Genomic DNA, 19,159 nt, shown 5'->3' with positions numbered 1-19,159 from the left:
AAATGCTTTAGATTCCTAAAGCATTTTCATAAAAGGGTCTTTTTCTTTTTCGAAATTTCAGGAGGCGACAACTCATGGTATTTTTACTCTTTTTCATTGCAGCAATATTTACAGTATTATCAGCAATCAAACTTTCCACTTATGCAGACGTTTTAAGTGAAAGAACTTCATTAGGAGGAATGTTAGTCGGAACAATCTTTTTAGCAGGAGCTACTTCTTTGCCTGAAGTGACAACGACCTTGACCGCAATTGTAGGTTTAAAAAACACTGACCTCGCTGTCGGTAGTGTTTTAGGTAGCAACATGTTTAACCTTTTAATTATTGCGGCTTTCGATCTGTACTATCGTAAAAACCAAATTTTCAAAAGTGCTTCACATAGCCATGTTTATACCATCAGTGTTGGCATGCTTCTATCTTGTCTTATCTTTCTTGCTTTAACTTTAAAACTACCTTACTCAATTTTAGGCATTGGTTTCGATACGATTATTCTTATCATCATTTATGCCAGTGGAATGTATCTCATTTCTAAAAAAGTAACCAACTTTGAAGATGAAGACGAAGACAAGGATGGCGTTTCTCAAACGTCAGCAATTTCATTAAAAAAAGCAATCATAGGGTTTATTATTGCAGCGTTTGTTATCTTAATTTCAGGTTCACTTTTATCAATAACCGGCGATAGAATTGCCATTGTTACAGGACTAGGTTCAAGTTTTGTTGGTAGTTTCTTAATTGCAGCTTCAACTTCATTACCAGAAGCAGTAGCAGTGTTAATTGCCATCCAATTACGGAACTATAATCTAGCGATTGGCTCCATTTTAGGTAGTAACTTATTTAACATTTTAATTTTAATAGGATCTGATGTTTTCTATCGTCCAGCTTCAATTTTATCAGCAGCATCATCCGTACACAGTATTACTGCAATAGCTACGTTTTTATTAAGTGTCATAATATTATATTCATTACTTCGTTCAAAAGTGCAAAAGAATCAAACTGTTTATTGGTTACCTTCGGCTGTACTTATATTTTTCTATTTCGTATCAAGTTTTCTAATTTTCATAAACTAATAGAAAACGAGGCTGCTAGAGTAGCCTCGTTCTTCATATCACTAAATCATTGATTATTCTTGTTTAATAACCCCTGTAAAAACGGGTGATCTAATAACATCTCCATTGTCACAATCCCATTTAATCGCTCTACAATTTTTCCATTTTCATCTATAAATATCGTAGTGGGTATTCCGATTAACTGGTAATCCTTCATAACTTTACCGTCTCCATCAAACAAAACTTCATATTTTACTTCAAAATGATTAAGGAACCTTCGAACGTCGTCTACATTCCTTTCTTCTTTCGTAACATTTATTCCCAAAAGAACTAACTTTTCATCGTCAATTTTCTTATCTAATTGTACAAGCGTTGGCATTTCTTCTTGACAAGGAGAACACCAAGTCGCAAAAAAATTAATAATCACTTTTTTCCCTCGAAAGTCTGATAGAGATACCTTTTCACCGACACTATTTAAAAGCTGAAAATCCTCGGCAATATTTCCTTTGTAAACACCTTGTTGTTTAGAGGTGATCGTTTCTAGATCCAACCTTTTTAATACTGAATCCGAACGTTCATAGCTAAAAGCTAAAAAAAGAAAAATAAAAGAAAAAATTGCTAAATATATTAAATTCTTTTTAAAAATCATCTTTTACACCACCTTAATAATTTTAGTTGACCAGGCCATCGACATAGTACATATATATGCACATATCACTGAACCATTACGTAATCATTCTTTCAGTCATAACACAAGATTGCTTTTTTATATTTTGTTTTATATAATTAGAAAAACTTGGCTTTTCTAATTACAAGGAGTAAGTTTTTCAAAAACATGGGAATTATAAAAATACTTAAATTCCCTAACGCGATTGTGATTATTTGGAATTTATATACTTTGCGATGATGAAGAATAGTATATATTGTTAAACTCTTAGAGAGTCTGTGATGGTGGGAAACAGATAGTAACGCAATATAGAATGGGCTTTTGAGCAACCGAACCGAACCAATAATGTTTGTAAGTAGGCCTCGGCGTTTTGTCCTTAACGTTATCAAGGACTTCGTATCGCTTCAACAGCTGTACGGTTTTAAGTGATTCTAACTAAGTTAGAATAATTAGGGTGGTACCGCGGTCCATTCGTCCCTATCTTTTCGGGATGAATGGGCTTTTTTTATTGTCATTTTTATTTAAAGAAGGGAAGTAAGACGATGAAAACGATTTTTTCAGGCATTCAGCCAAGTGGAACTTTAACACTTGGAAATTATTTAGGAGCAATGAAACATTTTGTAGAACTTCAAAATGATAATCACTGTTATTTTTGTATAGTTGATGAGCATGCCATCACAGTTCCACAAGATCCACTTCAACTTCGCAAAAATATCAGAAGCTTGGCAGCTCTCTATATTGCAGCTGGAATTGACCCAACCAAATCAACTTTATTTATCCAATCAGAAGTAAGTGCCCACACCCAATTAGGTTGGATTATGCAGTGTGTCTCCTACATTGGTGAATTAGAGCGAATGACACAGTTTAAAGATAAATCTGATGGAAAAGAAGCTGTATCTAGTGCACTTTTAACGTATCCACCATTAATGGCAGCTGACATTTTACTTTATAATACAGACATCGTGCCAGTGGGAGAGGATCAAAAGCAACATTTAGAATTAACACGCGATCTAGCAGAACGCTTTAATAAAAAGTACAATGACATCTTTACAATTCCAGAAGTACGCATTCCAAAGGTAGGCGCAAGAATTATGTCATTAACTGATCCAACTAAGAAAATGAGTAAGTCAAATCCAAATCCGAAAAGTTATATTTCAATGTTAGATGATGAAAAAACGATCATGAAAAAAATCAAAAGTGCTGTAACCGATTCTGATGGAATTGTTAACTACGACAAAGAAAATAAACCAGCTATTTCAAATCTACTCAGTATCTTTTCTCTTTGTTCAGGCAAGTCCATTGAAGAATTAGAAAATGAGTTTAAAGGGAAAGGCTACGGTGAATTTAAACAAGCGTTAGGTGAAGCTGTTATTGAGACATTAAAGCCTATCCATGACCGTTACCATGAAATCATTAATTCCGAAGAACTTGATCATTATTTAGATTTGGGAGCTGAAAAAGCTAATAAAGTCGCCTCTAAAACATTGGCGAAAGCAAAAAGAGCCATGGGTTTAGGTAGAAAAAGGTAATAATTTTCCTCTATACTAGCCTTTATAAAGCAAAAAATAACAGGAGCTCTTTGCTCCTGTTATTTTACACTTTCAGCATGTTGAAGCTCCCATAATTTTTCAAAAAAGGAGTGTCCTTTTATCATTCTTTCACATAGGTGATAATGCTGGCTTGTCCAGCCCATCTTCACCTCATTAAAGAGTTTCTCCCACGCTTCTTCAAAACACATTTGTTGAATACTTTCATAGTTATTTGGTGACCACTCTGTGAGCCAATAACGGACTTCCGAAACATTACAAGTTGAATATAGCTGATCTAGCGCCATAAATAACAGCTGTTTTAATTGACGTTCTTTCCGGATCAACCCACTCATCAACCTAGGATCAGGTGATAAAATATGATGCTCCTTTGGTAAATCAATATACTCAACGTAGTAATCATTTACATGTTCATTCATGGCTAATTCGAGTACGGTTTCTTCTTGTCTAGGCATTAACCTACTTTTTCTTATCGGAGTTTTATAACCTAACGTATCGACTGCCAAGACTTTTCTTCCATCTGTTACAATGAAACAATAATCTAGTTGTAATCGTTGATTGTTTTTCCTTTGATAACTCTGTTGATAAACATCATCTAATAACTGTTCAGGTAATTCTGCCAAGTTGTTTTCTATGTAGTCGAAAATGTTGCTTGTTACTTTTATTACAATAACAGAATCTAATAGCTCAATCTTATCTTCTTTCCTCCACTCAAAAAACTCGCAGATATTGTAACCATTTTCTTCTCCTTCAAACCAATTGATCCATACATCCCGAATGTGGACCATCAGAAAGCCCCCTTACTCTTTGAATGTTCGTACCAACAGTATAGGCATTCATTAGGAAATTTATTCCATGGTGAAGGGAAATGCAAGGAAATTTTTCACTATTTTCTTTAATTACGCCTAGAAGAAGGCCCATAAATACTAATGATAATCATGACTAAACCAATGATAAAGAGATGTAGTTCTACTCTCATCCCAATGAACTTCAGATAATATACGAAGGAATACCCAGCTGTTAATAAGTTTAAATACGCAATCATGCTTATACCACCTATTACAGCAAGTCCAAAGCCAACAAGTAATATGAAGAAACGAATAATCATAACTTGTCCCACCATAGAAACTTTTGTTGAAACTTTCCCACGGGAATCCTCCCTTCTGACTAATATTTTTACTACTATATTAGTACTTCTTCTAAAGTTAGAAAAATCCTGTTAAAAATAAGGTATTTCCATAAAAACTTGTATTAAAAAAGAAGTCTAAAAAGAATTCTAGACTCCTCTTACTGAAATGTATGATCAAATTCTGATGTAGATAAAATCTCTTTAGAATCCTTTTTTAATAATTCACTCATTCGTATTCCTTTGTTTCTCGCCAAATAAGCTTTTACAATTTCATAGCCAATACAATAACCAAACCATTTAGGGTATTTACGTGATGTTTGACCGCCTAATAAAATAGGGTCATGATTTTGTTTACCTTTTACGTTTAATAAGTTTTTTACTCTTTGCCAATATGGATATAGTTCTTTTTTATTATATAAAGATACCCAAGGTGCTAATGCACTTTTTCCCACTGTCTTTTCTACCGCTACTTCCGCCATACCTTCAATAACCATCGAATCGAGTAATGTTAACTGATCAAAGTCTTTGTTTAACGACGAAAGGCGGCATACATGGTTATATTCATGAGTAAGAAGCGCATCTATTTGTTCTACTGAAAGATTTTTGGATAAAAATAAAACTATAACATTGTGGAAACTAATTCCTGTTTTCCCATTCAAGTCTTTCATTATTATTTCATTTCTCTTTTCAACCGGAAAAAGATAAATTGTAGCTTCTTCTCCCTGCCAATCACTTTTTAAGCGTTCATAATGAATTTGAAGTAACTTCCATATTTTCTTTTTTTCAAACCCATTAATTTCTTCTAATATTTTAGCATCAGGAAAGAACATTCCATTGTCTAAAAAGTATTTATGCAACTGAATAGAATGGTACTCTTCGAAATGATCAGCTACAGGATCACACAAAAGTTCTCGTTGCAATTGAAAATATAGCTTTGTTGGTGTTTCTTTTCTCTTTCTTACAAATTCCTTTAATAGTTCATTAGTTTGCACAACACTCAAAGTCTAGACACCTCCTACATATCCTACTACTTATAGTTATGTTTGATTTTGAAAGGTGCTACTTTTTAATAGGAGTTGCACACGTATCATTTTTAGTCACCACTTGAACTAAAATTTAAAGCTAATTTTGTTTTCCTTATCATCCCAAATGAGAGTAGCATTAAATGTTTTGTCTCCTTTTTTAAAACCTTTTAATACTCCTGTTTCACCTTTTGTTAATAAATTTTTGACAGTTGTTTCAGATAGTTTCTTTCCTAAAATTGTTTTGGATAAAATAAATTTACAAGAAGTTTGTTTATAATTTCCGCAACCATAAAAATTTCCCTTATCAACTAAATCTCCATCACAAAGCTTACACTTCCCGATTACTTTTCCGAGAGTAAACTTTGATTTAGAGTTTTTTTTCACTTCATATTCAAGTCCTTGAAAATTCCATTTCACTGAATTTTGTGTAGCGTCTTCAACAATTTTGGCTGTTAACTTTTTCGTTTGTTCCATAAAAGTAACTGGAGAAGCCGCTCCTTGACCTATTTCCCCTAAACGCTGCTCCCATTTTGCGGTCATTTCAGGAGAAGCTAAAATAGCACCACCAATTGCATCAATAAGAATTCGTGCTTTTTTTGTTGCAAACACTTGATTTTTGACTACCTCTATATATTGCCTGTCTTTTAACATAGTAATGATACCAGCCCGAGTTGCTTCTGTACCTAACCCCTCTGTTTTGTTTAAAACTTTTTCTAATTCTTCATTATCTATAAATTTCCCTGCTGTTTTCATCAACGTAATTAACTGTCCTTCGGTATACCGCTTAGGTGGTTGTGTTTTTCCAGCCTTTACATGAACACTCTTAACAAAACCAGTCTCTCCCTCCTCTAAAATAGGTAAAATGACATCCGTATCATCTTGTTGCTTATATAAAACTTTTCTCCAACCTTCATTTATTTGCTGCTTTCCTTTTGAAATAAACTGTGCCCGTTTGTCTACCAAGGTAATAATTGTTGTATAGTCAAATTGTGACGAATCGTAATGGGCTGCAATAAGACGACGTATGACTAAATCATAAATTTTTGCTTCGTCTGTTGGTAATTTAGTAGGATCTTTTACTTGTTCAGTAGGAATAATCGCATAGTGATCTGTTACCTTTTTTTCGTTTACGAAGCGTTTATTATTAGCAATCGACTTTTTCGGAACCGGGAAGAGCGATGAATATTCTTTAAAATCACTTAGCTTTTCTAATATATATGGAAACGTTTCCGCTTCCCCTTTTGTAACATAATTTGAATCTGATCTTGGATAAGATACAATTCCTTTTTGATAAAGCTTTTGTAATACATCTAATGTCTTTTTTGGGGGAAATTTATATATGTTATTAGCGGTAGCCTGAAGTGCTGATAAATTAAATAATAAAGGAGGCTCAAACTTTTTTCGTTCTTTTTCAGCATGGACTATTTCTGCCGTTTTTCCTTCACAGAACAGCGCTATTTTTTGGGCCATTTCTTCTTCTTCAATTCTTGATTGATTCTCTTTATACCATTTTCCTTCATAATGCTTTCCATCCATTGTAAAAGTAGCAATTACTTCCCAAAATGGCTTAGATTCAAAACCTTCAATTTCCTTCTCTCTTTTTACAATTAAAGCTAACGTAGGCGTTTGAACTCTTCCTGCTGAAAAAACATCACTAATACCTTTTTCCTTTAATAAGATAGAAAATACTCTTGAGGCATTCATTCCTACTAGCCAATCGGCACATGCACGAGTATATGCTTCATAATACAAATTTCTTGTTTTTTCTTCTGTTAATAAACTATCAAAACCTTCTAGAACTGCTTTTTGAGTTAACGAAGAAATCCATAAACGTTTCATTGGTTTATGAATCCCGATCATTTGTATAATACTACGAATAATTAATTCTCCTTCTCGCCCCGCATCTCCACCATGAATAATTTCTGTTACCTCTTTTTTTTGTAACAATTTTTTAATGATTTGATATTGCTTATTTTTTGACCTTACGACCTCATACTGAAATTTATCAGGAATCATAGGTAAATTTAATAATGTCCATTTTTTCCAACTTGGAAAATAATTTTCTGGAGCCGAAAGCTGTAATAAGTGACCAACGGCCCAAGTGCAATATCCACCGTTAGGAAACCATTTATTTGGCTCGATAATTAAATAACCATCTTGTTTTTTCGTTTTAAATTGTGATACTAATGCTTTTGCTTGATCAGGCTTTTCAGCTATAAGTAATTTCATTGCTAATCTCCTCATTATCATAAGTCCATACCTATTTTACGAGTTTTTATCGAATGTGGCAAAATATGAATCAATTCTTTTGGTTTAATGATGAATGTATTCTATCAAAATCCATTCAAATTCCACTGTTTTTATGATATTCTTTATTTGTGACAAAATATAACGAGAGTATATATGGAGTGATAGGAATGAACAAAGTCGTAAAAATTACACCTTTCTTTAGTCAACTATCAAAAGAAAACCAAGATATTTTGTTACAGCATGGAGTAAAAATTCACGCTAGAGAAGGTACTACATTGTTTTACGAAGGAGAAGAAGCTACTAATATTTACTTAATCCGTTCCGGGAAAGTGCGGCTAAGTAAAATGACGATCGATCATAAAAAGTTTTTCCTTCACTTGAAGCAAGATAACGACATTATTGGTGAATTTAGTTTATTTAATGATATGTTAGTTAGTATGACAGCAGAAATCATTGAAGACTCTACCCTCTATAAATTTACAAGAGAAAATTTGGAAGCGTTATTTCTACAAAATGGTGACATTGCCGTAGCTTTCATTAAGCTTTTTGCTAGAAATACGCAATCAACACAAGCAAAATTTTCCGATTTACTTCTTTACGGTAAATTAGGAGCGCTTTATTCTATCCTTATTCGTTTTAGCAATTCATATGGTGTAAAATACCATAATGATATTTTAATACCGCTAAAGCTCACAAACCAAGAAATTGCAAATTTCATAGGTACATCTAGAGAAACTGCTAACAGAATGTTACAAGATTTAAAAAAAGAAAATATCATCTCAATTTTAGATGATAACATCCTAATCAAAAATATCGACTATTTAAAGAAATATCTACGTTGCGAAAGATGTCCAGTTGAAATTTGTACAATTTAACTTACTTTAAGCAAATCTGTTAACTCTAGTTAATGGATTTTTTTATTAGCTGAGTAAATTTCATAATTACCTAATCCGAGATGCATAATTCTATATCTAGTTACGATCGAATGAATGTAACTAGTTATAAAATCTTAGTGGGGTAAATTATATATGTATGTCGTTCATTAATTAGAATAAATCCAATAAATTTGGGGATTTAGTACTAAAAACAGTGCTTTTTTGCTATACTAATTGGTATGCTTAAAGGAGTTGATTAAGGTTGACCAGAAAAGGAAGCCCAACAAGAAACAAGCCTAAAAAAAGCAAAAAGAAACCTATTTACATAACACTTTCTATACTGATTATATTAGCAATCTCTACTGTAGTCTATTCGACTTACCAATTTGAACATGCACGAAAACAATCTCTTAAATTAATAGAAGGTAATAATAATCAACATGAATTTGAAGCAATCGAATTTAATGCCAGCAAAGATGAGTTTAAAGAATTAATACGTGTCCTTTTATTAGGAGTGGATAAGGAAGAAGATGGCGCTGCAAGATCAGACACAATTATGGTAGCTCAATACCAACCGAGACAAGGGAAAATAAAGTTAATTTCAATAATGCGGGATACGTATGTCACCATTCCAGGATATCGAAACAATAAAATTAATACCGCTTTCTTTTTAGGTGGGCCGGAGTTACTACGTAAAACAATAAAAGACAATTTTGATATTGACATCCATTACTACGCTATGATTGATTTCGATGGTTTCCAAAGAGTAGTAGATATTATCTCACCTGATGGGATTGAAATAGACATCAAAAGAAGAATGTATTATTCTAAAGGGCGAGACCATATCGATTTTCAACCAGGGCTACAGCGTTTAGATGGGCAACAAGCTTTAAACTATGTACGTTTTCGTAGTGATCACGAAAATGATTTTGGACGTGTTCGACGGCAACAAGAAGTCCTAACTATATTAAAGGATGAACTCCTAACATTCTCGGGAATAACTAGACTTCCGAAATTACTAGGTTCCATTGAACCTTATATTCAAACTAATATCCAAAACAAACAAATTTTAGATTATGGTACAAATTTTTTCTTAAAGCCAATTGAAAAGGTGGAAACAATAACAATTCCAGTTAAAGGATCATTTGTTGATGCTAGATATAACCATGCTGGCGCGGTACTAGAAGTAGATATCGAAAAAAATAAACAAGTTATTAAAGAATTTTTAGAGCTTGATCAGGAATTTGCTTACGATTAAAAAAGCGCAAGGTGCCCGCCTATCGGCGACAAACACTGGAGCTAGACAGTTTCCAAGTTAGAAATTTATAAATTCTGGATTATATAAAGCTGAACTTCAATAGTGGGGGTTTTCCTTCATCCCCCACTGATTGTTAGTTCAACTTATACCACGGGCATAAGAATAACTAATCATCAGCTTCACTGATGAAAGTTATTCTATATCGGACCTTTAGGGGCAGTTTATCCCCCACCTAAACTTCTCGATTTTCTTAAGTTTTGAGGTGGGGGTCTTACTTGCCCCTTAAGTGTGGGATAAAAAAGGAACTCGGCCATGTTGGCTGTAGTTCCTTTTCTAACTTCTCGCAAAATATCCTTTTCACACTCTATAGTTAAATAGTTTTCGTTATCTAAACGTTGAATTTCTTAAATATTAACGTTGCATTATGTCCACCGAATCCTAATGAGTTACTAAGAACTACGTTCACTTCATGTTTTCTTGCTTCATTTGGTACATAATCCAAGTCACACTCAGGATCTGGTGTTTCGTAATTAATTGTTGGTGGGATTACTCCATCAACAATCGCCTTTATTGAGAAAATAGCTTCTACAGCTCCAGCTGCACCTAATAGGTGTCCTGTCATTGATTTTGTCGAACTGACAGCTAATTGTTTGGAATAATCTCCGAAAACTTGCTTAATTGCTAACGTTTCATACTTATCATTATAATGAGTACTTGTCCCATGAGCATTCATATAATCAATTTCTTCTGGATTGAGCCCTGCATCTTTTAATGCCATACGCATAGCACGAACTCCTCCCTCACCTTCAGGAGCAGGTGCTGTGATATGGTATGCATCGCCAGTTGCACCGTAACCTACGATTTCTGCATAAATTTTTGCACCACGTTTTTGTGCATGTTCCAACGATTCAAGGACTAGAATTCCTGCACCTTCACCCATAACAAATCCATCACGATTTAAATCAAATGGACGACTAGCAGTTTTTGGATCAGGATTAGTAGATAGTGCTTTTGCTGCACTAAAACCTGCCATTGACATACTCGTAATTGGCGCTTCACATCCACCAGTAATCATAACATCAGCATCTCCGCGCTCAATAACCTTAAATGCATCACCTATGGAGTTAGCACCGGAAGCACAAGCAGTTACTGTACAAGAATTAATCCCTTTTGCCCCAAGCGTTATGGAAACTTGTCCTGAAGCCATATCAGGAATCAGCATTGGTACAAAGAACGGACTTACACGGCGATGTCCTTTTTCTAAGAAAATTTTAAACTGTTGTTCATATGTCTCCATTCCACCGATACCAGAACCAATCCATACACCAATTCGATCAGCATTTTCAGAAGTAATTTCAAGCTTTGCATCTTCAACAGCCATCAAACTACTTGCTACTGCATATTGAGTGAAGCGATCCATTCTTCTTGCCTCTTTTTTATCCATGAAATTACCTGGATCGAAATCCTTTAATTCAGCAGCAACAACTGTAGGAAACTGAGATGCATCTACTCTCGTAAGCAATCCTACCCCTGATTTTCCAGCTGTTAAATTCTCCCACGTAGATTCAACGTTATTACCTAAAGGAGTAACCGCCCCTACTCCTGTAACTACAACACGATTTTGCTTCATTATCTTTTCTCTCCTTTTATATAATGACATTCTAAAAAATTTGTGACTTCATCTAGGTTAACGACCCCAACGTAGTACTACAGAGCCCCAGGTTAATCCAGCACCAAATCCTACTAATACTACAATGTCACCATCTTTAATCTTTCCATTTTTCAGCTCATCAACTAAGGTCATAGGGATAGAAGCCGCTGAAGTATTCCCATATTTATGGACTGATTTTGCCATTTTCTCTTCAGGTAAATCGAGTCTTTGTCGCGACGCTTCCATAATTCGGATATTCGCCTGATGGGGAACTAGATAGTCAACATCTTCCTTTGTCAGACCAGCTTTTTCAATTACACTTAATGCGGATTCACCCATCTGACGTACCGCAAACTTAAACACTTCACGTCCATTCATAGTCAAGTGTGGGCCTTCTTGAGTAATGTGCTCGCACCCACCACCATCAGCTCCTAATTCAAAAGCTAATATTCCTTTATCTTTAGAAACCGGGCCTAAAACAGCCGCTCCAGCTCCATCACCAAATAGTACCGCAGTATTTCTGTCATCCCAATTGATCAGCTTAGATAATTTTTCTGCGCCAACAACTAATACATACTTATAATCACCAGACTGAATAAATTGCTTTGCTGTAATCATACCGTACATAAAACCGGAACATGCCGCACTTATATCCATAGCTGCAGCTTTTTTCGCACCTAGTTGATCTTGAATAACAGCTGATACTGAAGGAAATGGTCGGTCCGGAGTAACTGTTGCTACAACAATTAGATCAAGTTCTTCAGGTAAGATATTCGCCATTTCTAAAGCATCTTTGGCAGCCAAATATGACATATGTGAAGTATCATGATGCTCTGAAGCAAATCGGCGTTCTTCAATACCAGTTCTAGTTTTAATCCATTCATCTGAAGTGTCTATTTTCTTTTCCATATCTACATTGGTTATTACATTTTCTGGTACGTACGATCCCATACCTAGAATTCCAACATTGAGCATTCCTTTGTCCTCCTTTTATATATTTCTATATTATAAGTCACATTTACTTTTTTTCATAATTGTGTCATTTTATATCCTATACTAGTTAATATTATGACCTGATCATAATTTTAATTCATCTTATTGACTTTGTCTAGCAATCATTATACAATCGGGCGCTCTCTTCCCACACTCTCTTATGTAAGTTGACATACGTTTATATTGTATAATTCTTTTTAAAGGGGGATTGAAAATTGGAAGATAACAAACAACAAGAAACTCCACAAGCAAGAAATTTTTTTGATGAACTAATGTTTGGACCAACAGCACACCCTCCAATAGATGAAGAAGCAAATACACAAACGACACGTACTGAAGCAAGTAAAGAAAGTATGCCTACCCAAACGGAGGGTAATAAAAGCAATAAACACAATAGTGAAAATTCTCCAACACAAGAAATAGATTTTGTCCAAATGGTAGAGCAATTTGATCAATTTATGGGATTGGTTAATAAACTAGGACCTTCCCTAAAAAAAATGGGACCATTAGTCGATCTATTCAAAAGCTTTGGTAGTCCCAAAAAATAAAATAATAAGTTAAAAGGTAAACTACTGCTCTTTTTTCTTCCAAATTGAGCATAATCTAGTGGCATAAAACTATATCTAGATGAGTACGCAAATCCAACTAGATATAGTATTTCAGTCACGTGAAAACTGTATTATAAAATTCATTAACTTTCAAAATTTTTTGATGCATGTAAGAAAAGCGCAAGCGCCGCAGCTCATCGACGTAATAAGCTGGACTGAGTCGAGTGAGATATAGGAGAGTCGAAAGTCGTTAGACTTTCGTTCTTGACTTATCGTAGACGAGACGAAGGAAGCTTTCTAGTCGATAGGGCGCTGAAGCTAGACAGTTTCTAAGTTAGAAATTTTATACTTTCCTTGTAATAATATTAGGATGACTATAAATAGTCATCCTAATTATGACGAAAAATGCGAACAAACTCTTACCCAATGATTGCTTTAGCGATATGGCTGTTGTTCATATTGCGGAGGACCGTATGGTTGTGGACCAGATGGGTACGGGCTGTATGGCGGTGGTGGACCGTACGGTTGTGGGCCAGATGGGTACGGGCTGTATGGCGGTGGTGGACCGTACGGTTGTGGGCCAGATGGGTACGGGCTGTATGGCGGTGGTGGACCGTACGGTTGTGGGCCAGATGGGTACGGGCTGTATGGCGGCGGTGGACCGTATGGTTGTGGGCCATATGCCTTTCCTGGTCCAGAAAAAGCACTAAATAATAACCCACCACCCGCCAAACCAGCTAAAAATGGTAAAACTGGTGAATATCCGGGTTGTGGGGGATGTGGTGGGCGTGGGGGATGTGGATGATGATGTTTTCCATGCCCGTAATCTCTCGTCATCATATATTGTCCAGGATAATGGGCATAATGCATACCGGGATACATAATTGAACCTCCTTTACTTGTAATAATTAAGACCCCGGTCTTTCATCTAGGTCTTTACTATCCTATGTGCACGTATCCCATAACGAGCATGTCCAAAGGGCGATATTAGGAGGAGAAACGCCCTTTTTCTGATAAGAAAGCTTCAGTGCCGTGGGTATGAACCATTGGCTTTGGAGCTAGATAACCTTACATGTTTAAAATTTGATACTTAAAATTTATTCGTCGTACTATTTTTCATTTGGAAGTTTTCCAGTATCGATATATCGTTGAACCTCGTCACTAATCATCACTTGAATATCTTCTGGCACTTCCGGACTGAACGCTCCTAAAGAAATGACTCCTTCAGCAAAATCAAAATAACGATTCCCTGTACTTAGTTTCCCATTAAAAAATTCTTCTGCAACTAATTCATAAAGCTGATCAACATGTTGGATTGTACTTGTTAGTACAGTAGACTGTCCTAAATCGGATTGGTCTCCAACGTACCCAATAACATATAAACCGTGTTTTCTAACTTCTTCAATAACTGGTATATGATAACCGTCACCTGCTGGGTAAAATACATCAACACCTTCTAATTTCATTTCATTGTATAGCTCAATTGCCTTATCAATATTTCCCCAACTAGAAACGTAGTTTACTATGACATCTACATCTGGATTTTGATATTGAGAACCTTCTACAAATCCTTCTACTTCTGGCTGCCAAGGGTAAGCGGCAATTACCCCAATTACATTTGTCTCAGACATTTCACTTGCAAGTATCCCCGCAAAAAAGCCCATTGCATAACCTTCAAAATGAAGACTAGTAATATTTTCTCCTGACACATCGCCATTAAAAGCAATAAAATGCATATGTGGATACTGATCTTTCAATTCTAAAAACTTCATAGCATACATCTTTCCATGACCAAAGACTAGGTTTACTCCTAGTTTTTCATATTCTAAAATTGCATCGTTAACTTTTTCCATTGAATTAATTTCTTCCTTGTAAAATACATCAACATTCATTTTGGAATGAATATTTAATAAGCCTTTATAACCTTTACTATTCCAGCCCTGATCGTCAATATTACTTGGTAGCAGTAGCCCCACCTTGGTTGACATATTAGTTTCAATAGAAGTAGAACACCCTATTGAAATTAATAGTAATGTTACGATCAGACTAATTCGAAAAAAAGACATAAGTATTAAGCACTCTCCTTATAGAGGTTTTAATAAATCGCTTTCTAGAATTATTTTACCTAATAATACATTCGAAAATAATACTCCCTTTTTTCACTATATTAAATATGGTAAAATCAATCAATGGTAAACTAGAATTTGAAATGTAAAAGTAATATAAAATTGAACATTTTATTTAATAGTTAGTTGACTTTAATGAATTTCATAAAACAAATTTAACGCCACCAAGATACCGTATTTAGTTGTATTAATGCGTTCTCAACTAAATATAGTAATTTGGTTAGATTAATGGCATGATGAAATTCACCAATATTACATGTAATAAAGAAAGAGGCTCAAATTTATGAAACTTTCCTATGAACAAGAGGTACAATCAAGAAAAACCTTTGCTATTATCTCGCATCCTGACGCTGGAAAAACTACACTTACAGAAAAGTTACTTTATTTTGGTGGTGCAATTCGTGAAGCAGGTACAGTTAAAGGAAGAAAAAACTCTAAACATGCCATGAGTGATTGGATGGAAATCGAAAAACAAAGAGGTATTTCTGTTACTAGTTCAGTGATGGAATTTCAGTATAAAGATTTTCATGTAAATATACTTGATACTCCAGGACACGAAGATTTTAGTGAAGACACATATCGAACATTAACTGCGGCTGACTCTGCTACAATGTTGATCGATGTTGCCAAAGGTGTCGAAGCACAAACAATTAAATTATTTAAAGTTTGTAGTATGCGAGGAATACCTATTTTTACATTTATTAACAAACTAGACCGTCAAGGAAAAGACCCATTTGAATTAATGGAAGAATTAGAAGACGTATTAGGCATACGATCTTATCCAATGAATTGGCCAATTGGAATGGGGCAAGATTTTAGAGCCGTTTATGATCGACATCAAAAACGATTAGAGCTATACAATCATAATGAACCTAGCAAAATTACTATCATTGAGGTTACTGGTTGTGATGACCCTCTTATTGATGAAGTGATTAACGATGAAAGTTTAGTAAATCAGTTTCGGGAGGAAATGGAACTATTAGACGTTGCTGGAGATCAATTTGAGATAGAACTTATTAATACCGGAAAACTCACTCCTATCTTTTTTGGTAGTGCTATCTCTAATTTTGGAGTTCAAACGTTCCTCGACCATTTTCTAAAAATGGCCCCTTCACCTACAGCTAGGAAAAGTACAGAAGGAATCGTTAATCCATTAGATCAAAATTTTTCCGGTTTCATTTTTAAGATTCAAGCAAATATGAATCCGGCCCATCGTGATCGAATTGCTTTTTTACGGATTACTTCAGGGATCTATAAGAAAGGTATGAATGTTAATCACGTAAGAATTGGCAAACCTTTACGACTAGCACAACCGACCCAATTTTTAGCCCAAAGCCGTAACGCAGTTGAAGAAGCATATGCAGGAGATATCATTGGATTATTTGATCCAGGAACATTTCGAATTGGGGATACTTTAGTTGAAAATGGTTCTTTTGAATTTGAAGAAATGCCACACTTCTCACCAGAGCACTTTTGTGTTATCTCTGTAAAAGATGCGCTTAAGCATAAGTCTTATGAAAAAGGACTGCGTCAATTAACTGAAGAAGGAGCAATCCAACTTTTTCAAACTTACCAAAAGGTTGTTGAACAACAAATTGTAGGTGTTGTTGGTGTCCTTCAATTTGAAGTATTAGAACATCGTTTAAAAGCAGAGTATAAAGTAGATATTCGCCTCGAACGATTACCTTTCTCTTACGCTCGCTGGGTTTCAGGAGATAAAAAGGATTTAGATGCATTTATTCGCACACAACGAAATCTTGCGAAAGATCGTGATGATCGGCTAGTCGTACTATTTGAAAACGACTATCAAATGAGAACTGCTCAAGATAAATACCCTAACATAAAGTTTTATGAGAATTCATTTATTAAAGAAAGCTAGGTTCTAGACCTAGCTTTCTTTCGATATAACACTTCAGCCAATAATCCGACAACAATAGCAATTATAACGCTAACACCTTCAGGTAATTGAAGAATCAGATTTAATAGAAAAAAAGTTACAACTGTAATAATAATAAACACTAGTAATCCAATAATGATTTGTTTTGGACCCATTGCCTCTCTCCTACTGTCTTAAATATAAGTGCTTGTATTTTTTTATGTGTTCTTTTTGTGCTTTTAATCCCGTTTCAAGATTTGTTACAACCTTAAACCCCAGTTGCGATACAACTTTTTCATTACTTATACTAACTAATAATCGTTTATCACTAGGTTCTGAAATTGTTTTATTACTAATTAAGGCTAAACCTCGAAACCATTCGTTTACTTTTCCAGTTGATAAATTAAACACTTCATTTTTACATTCGGCTTTTATTCCAGCTTCAATTAGTGTATCAAGAATATCCTCAATATACAAAACATCTTCGGTTACTCGATCTGAATTGGCAGAAGTATTTTTATCTGACATAAGTTTCTTTACTATTAATTTACAATAGGCCATATCATCTCTTTGCCAAGGACCATAAACTGTTGGAAGTCGAAAAATAACATAAGGTACACCGAATTGGTTGCATTTGCTTTTAATTAAAGCTTCCGCTGCCATCTTTGTTAAACTATATGGAGTAATGGGGTTCAAGGGGGTATTTTCGGTAATCGTTCCTGTTCTCTCACCGTAAACTTGCGTAGAAGACGTGTAAATTACTTTCGTATTTTGCTCACAAGCAGAAATTATTTTTTCTGTAACACCAACATTATCTTGAATAGTTTTTGGAAGTTCATCCCAACTTCTCTCTTTACTTGTAGCCGCGGCCATGTGATAAACTGTATCTACACCTTTAAGAACCGCTTTTATATCAGCATCTTCAATCCTTTTATTTATAAAATGAAACTGAGAATTCCTACCAATCCAAAGAAGTTTTTCTTCATAAAACTCTTTTAATTGGCTATTAATCATTCCGTCAATACCGACTACTTTAAACCCTCTGTCTAACAATCGGAGGCATAATGAAAAGCCTATAAAACCAAGAGCGCCAGTCACTACTATTTTTTTCATATAATAATTCCCCCGTTTTATTTATTTACTATATATATGAAAAAACAGTAATTATTATGTCAATGAGTGAATTTCCACTTTATTAAAACCTAGCTTCACAAAATTTATATCTAATGGCACGTATAATAAATGATGAAATTCATTAAATTACCCTTAATTTGAAAATAAAAAAGTATTATTCCATAACAAAAGTGCCAGCTAAACCATGAAAGGAATCTTCTTAGAATATAGAAGTAATTATTCTAGTTAGTTTGGTATGCTGACACTTTATAATTATAGATTACATTCATTTTTCTTAAAAAATTCAATAGTTGGCTTTGCTAACTGTTCAAGTGGCTTATTTTTAAGAAAAATTGCAACTTCTACACTTTCATTTCCGTTATTACACAATTTCTCATATGGTCTTACATGGTTTTCTAACATATAAGGAGTAGAATTCATACAATGGAGAATTTTTAACGGGACTGGCATAGCCTTATACATATTAATATCCATGGAAGAAATTTTCTTTTCCAACTCCGTAGTCTCTATAGAATAAGCCTTCTTTAACTCCTTTAGAAAACGTTTATAAAAGAATTTATTCCGTTTTTCTGTTTGAAAGTAGTGCGATAAGTTAAGACATGGGTTAATCATGACTATAGAGCGAAATGATGATTCTTTTGTTGGGATTAACTGAGCAGCTACCAATGCCCCCATCCCTTCAGCAATAATGTGGACTTTTTTATTTAAAATTTCTTTTTTCGTTACTTCATCATAAATGCGGTGTAAAAAATGACAGGCTTCAGCACTCCCCCAATGTCTCCCATACAAATTAGAGTAAATGACTGTATATCCAGCATTTTTTAAGTTTTCAATAAACTGAAAATGGGCAGGTCTTTGATGCCATGAACTAGTTTTAGAATTTACAAAATGGTTTATATCACCGATGATGAAAATTGCAAATCCATTTGGTTTTTTCGGAAAATGAATAACATTCCACTCTTCGCCAATTAGAAAAAATCTCTCTTTTATAGTCATTATAAATCCCTCGCAAATTTCATTCCTTTTATAATGTATGC

18 protein-coding genes and 1 other annotated feature are annotated in these 19,159 nt (G+C 34.5%); of the genes, 6 read left to right on the top strand and 12 right to left on the bottom strand.

Going from position 1 to position 19,159, the window contains the following annotated elements; genetic code table 11:
* Positions 1 to 74: 74 nt before the first annotated feature.
* Positions 75 to 1,064, top strand: a complete 990-nt coding sequence (locus BKP45_RS18770) for a sodium:calcium antiporter (RefSeq protein WP_071390096.1) — start codon at positions 75 to 77, stop codon at positions 1,062 to 1,064.
* A 46-nt stretch (positions 1,065 to 1,110) separates the two neighbouring features.
* Here the strand turns inward: BKP45_RS18770 and BKP45_RS18765 are convergent, their stop codons facing one another.
* Complete coding sequence (locus BKP45_RS18765) at positions 1,111 to 1,692, bottom strand: TlpA disulfide reductase family protein (RefSeq protein ID WP_071390095.1); 582 nt, start codon at positions 1,690 to 1,692, stop codon at positions 1,111 to 1,113.
* A 245-nt stretch (positions 1,693 to 1,937) separates the two neighbouring features.
* Positions 1,938 to 2,192 (top strand) — a binding site (T-box leader).
* A 60-nt stretch (positions 2,193 to 2,252) separates the two neighbouring features.
* Here BKP45_RS18765 and trpS point away from each other — a divergent pair.
* Entirely contained in the window at positions 2,253 to 3,239 is a 987-nt protein-coding gene (trpS, locus tag BKP45_RS18760) for a tryptophan--tRNA ligase (RefSeq protein WP_071390094.1), read from the top strand.
* Positions 3,240 to 3,298: 59 nt separating this feature from the next.
* Here the strand turns inward: trpS and BKP45_RS18755 are convergent, their stop codons facing one another.
* The 4 genes from BKP45_RS18755 to BKP45_RS18740 form a co-directional block, all read right to left on the bottom strand.
* Entirely contained in the window at positions 3,299 to 4,045 is a 747-nt protein-coding gene (locus BKP45_RS18755) for a YjbA family protein (RefSeq protein WP_071390093.1), read from the bottom strand.
* 107 nt (positions 4,046 to 4,152) lie between these two features.
* Positions 4,153 to 4,365 (bottom strand): hypothetical protein, encoded by a 213-nt coding sequence (locus BKP45_RS18750; RefSeq protein ID WP_084787927.1) that lies wholly within the window; start codon positions 4,363 to 4,365, stop codon positions 4,153 to 4,155.
* A 179-nt stretch (positions 4,366 to 4,544) separates the two neighbouring features.
* Positions 4,545 to 5,378 (bottom strand): DUF2268 domain-containing protein, encoded by an 834-nt coding sequence (locus BKP45_RS18745; RefSeq protein WP_245747482.1) that lies wholly within the window; start codon positions 5,376 to 5,378, stop codon positions 4,545 to 4,547.
* A gap of 117 nt (positions 5,379 to 5,495) precedes the next feature.
* Positions 5,496 to 7,640: a DNA topoisomerase III gene (locus tag BKP45_RS18740; RefSeq protein WP_071390091.1), complete on the bottom strand. Its 2,145-nt coding sequence runs from the start codon at positions 7,638 to 7,640 to the stop codon at positions 5,496 to 5,498.
* Between the two features lie 188 nt (positions 7,641 to 7,828).
* On the opposite strand from BKP45_RS18740, the gene BKP45_RS18735 reads away from it, so the two are divergent.
* Together BKP45_RS18735 and BKP45_RS18730 are read left to right on the top strand one after the other, a co-directional pair.
* The gene (locus tag BKP45_RS18735; protein WP_071390090.1) at positions 7,829 to 8,536 is read left to right on the top strand and encodes a Crp/Fnr family transcriptional regulator; all 708 of its coding nucleotides are present in this window, start codon (positions 7,829 to 7,831) and stop codon (positions 8,534 to 8,536) included.
* Positions 8,537 to 8,798: 262 nt separating this feature from the next.
* The gene (locus tag BKP45_RS18730; RefSeq protein ID WP_071390089.1) at positions 8,799 to 9,794 is read left to right on the top strand and encodes an LCP family protein; all 996 of its coding nucleotides are present in this window, start codon (positions 8,799 to 8,801) and stop codon (positions 9,792 to 9,794) included.
* Between the two features lie 388 nt (positions 9,795 to 10,182).
* Here BKP45_RS18730 and fabF read toward each other — a convergent pair whose 3' ends face one another.
* Positions 10,183 to 11,424, bottom strand: coding sequence for a beta-ketoacyl-ACP synthase II (gene fabF / locus BKP45_RS18725; protein ID WP_071390088.1), 1,242 nt, complete (start codon positions 11,422 to 11,424; stop codon positions 10,183 to 10,185).
* A gap of 57 nt (positions 11,425 to 11,481) precedes the next feature.
* Positions 11,482 to 12,420 (bottom strand): beta-ketoacyl-ACP synthase III, encoded by a 939-nt coding sequence (locus BKP45_RS18720; protein ID WP_071390087.1) that lies wholly within the window; start codon positions 12,418 to 12,420, stop codon positions 11,482 to 11,484.
* Positions 12,421 to 12,653: 233 nt separating this feature from the next.
* On the opposite strand from BKP45_RS18720, the gene BKP45_RS18715 reads away from it, so the two are divergent.
* Entirely contained in the window at positions 12,654 to 12,986 is a 333-nt protein-coding gene (locus tag BKP45_RS18715; RefSeq protein ID WP_071390086.1) for a hypothetical protein, read from the top strand.
* Positions 12,987 to 13,421: 435 nt separating this feature from the next.
* On the opposite strand, the gene BKP45_RS18710 is transcribed toward BKP45_RS18715, so the two are convergent.
* Positions 13,422 to 13,868, bottom strand: coding sequence for a hypothetical protein (locus tag BKP45_RS18710; protein ID WP_071390743.1), 447 nt, complete (start codon positions 13,866 to 13,868; stop codon positions 13,422 to 13,424).
* 227 nt (positions 13,869 to 14,095) lie between these two features.
* Positions 14,096 to 15,052: a BMP family ABC transporter substrate-binding protein gene (locus BKP45_RS18705; protein ID WP_071390084.1), complete on the bottom strand. Its 957-nt coding sequence runs from the start codon at positions 15,050 to 15,052 to the stop codon at positions 14,096 to 14,098.
* A gap of 343 nt (positions 15,053 to 15,395) precedes the next feature.
* On the opposite strand from BKP45_RS18705, the gene BKP45_RS18700 reads away from it, so the two are divergent.
* Positions 15,396 to 16,991: a peptide chain release factor 3 gene (locus BKP45_RS18700; RefSeq protein WP_071390083.1), complete on the top strand. Its 1,596-nt coding sequence runs from the start codon at positions 15,396 to 15,398 to the stop codon at positions 16,989 to 16,991.
* On the opposite strand, the gene BKP45_RS22720 is transcribed toward BKP45_RS18700, so the two are convergent.
* From BKP45_RS22720 to BKP45_RS18690, 3 genes are all read right to left on the bottom strand, one after another.
* Positions 16,988 to 17,164, bottom strand: a complete 177-nt coding sequence (locus BKP45_RS22720) for a hypothetical protein (protein WP_169824108.1) — start codon at positions 17,162 to 17,164, stop codon at positions 16,988 to 16,990. The two genes, BKP45_RS18700 and BKP45_RS22720, sit on opposite strands and share 4 nt — an antisense overlap.
* A gap of 10 nt (positions 17,165 to 17,174) precedes the next feature.
* Complete coding sequence (locus BKP45_RS18695; protein WP_071390082.1) at positions 17,175 to 18,101, bottom strand: NAD-dependent epimerase/dehydratase family protein; 927 nt, start codon at positions 18,099 to 18,101, stop codon at positions 17,175 to 17,177.
* 273 nt (positions 18,102 to 18,374) lie between these two features.
* Complete coding sequence (locus tag BKP45_RS18690; protein ID WP_071390081.1) at positions 18,375 to 19,118, bottom strand: hypothetical protein; 744 nt, start codon at positions 19,116 to 19,118, stop codon at positions 18,375 to 18,377.
* Between the last annotated feature and the right edge of the window lie 41 nt (positions 19,119 to 19,159).

It is taken from the genome of Anaerobacillus alkalidiazotrophicus, assembly GCF_001866055.1.
This window is presented reverse-complemented; position numbering and strand designations above follow the sequence as displayed.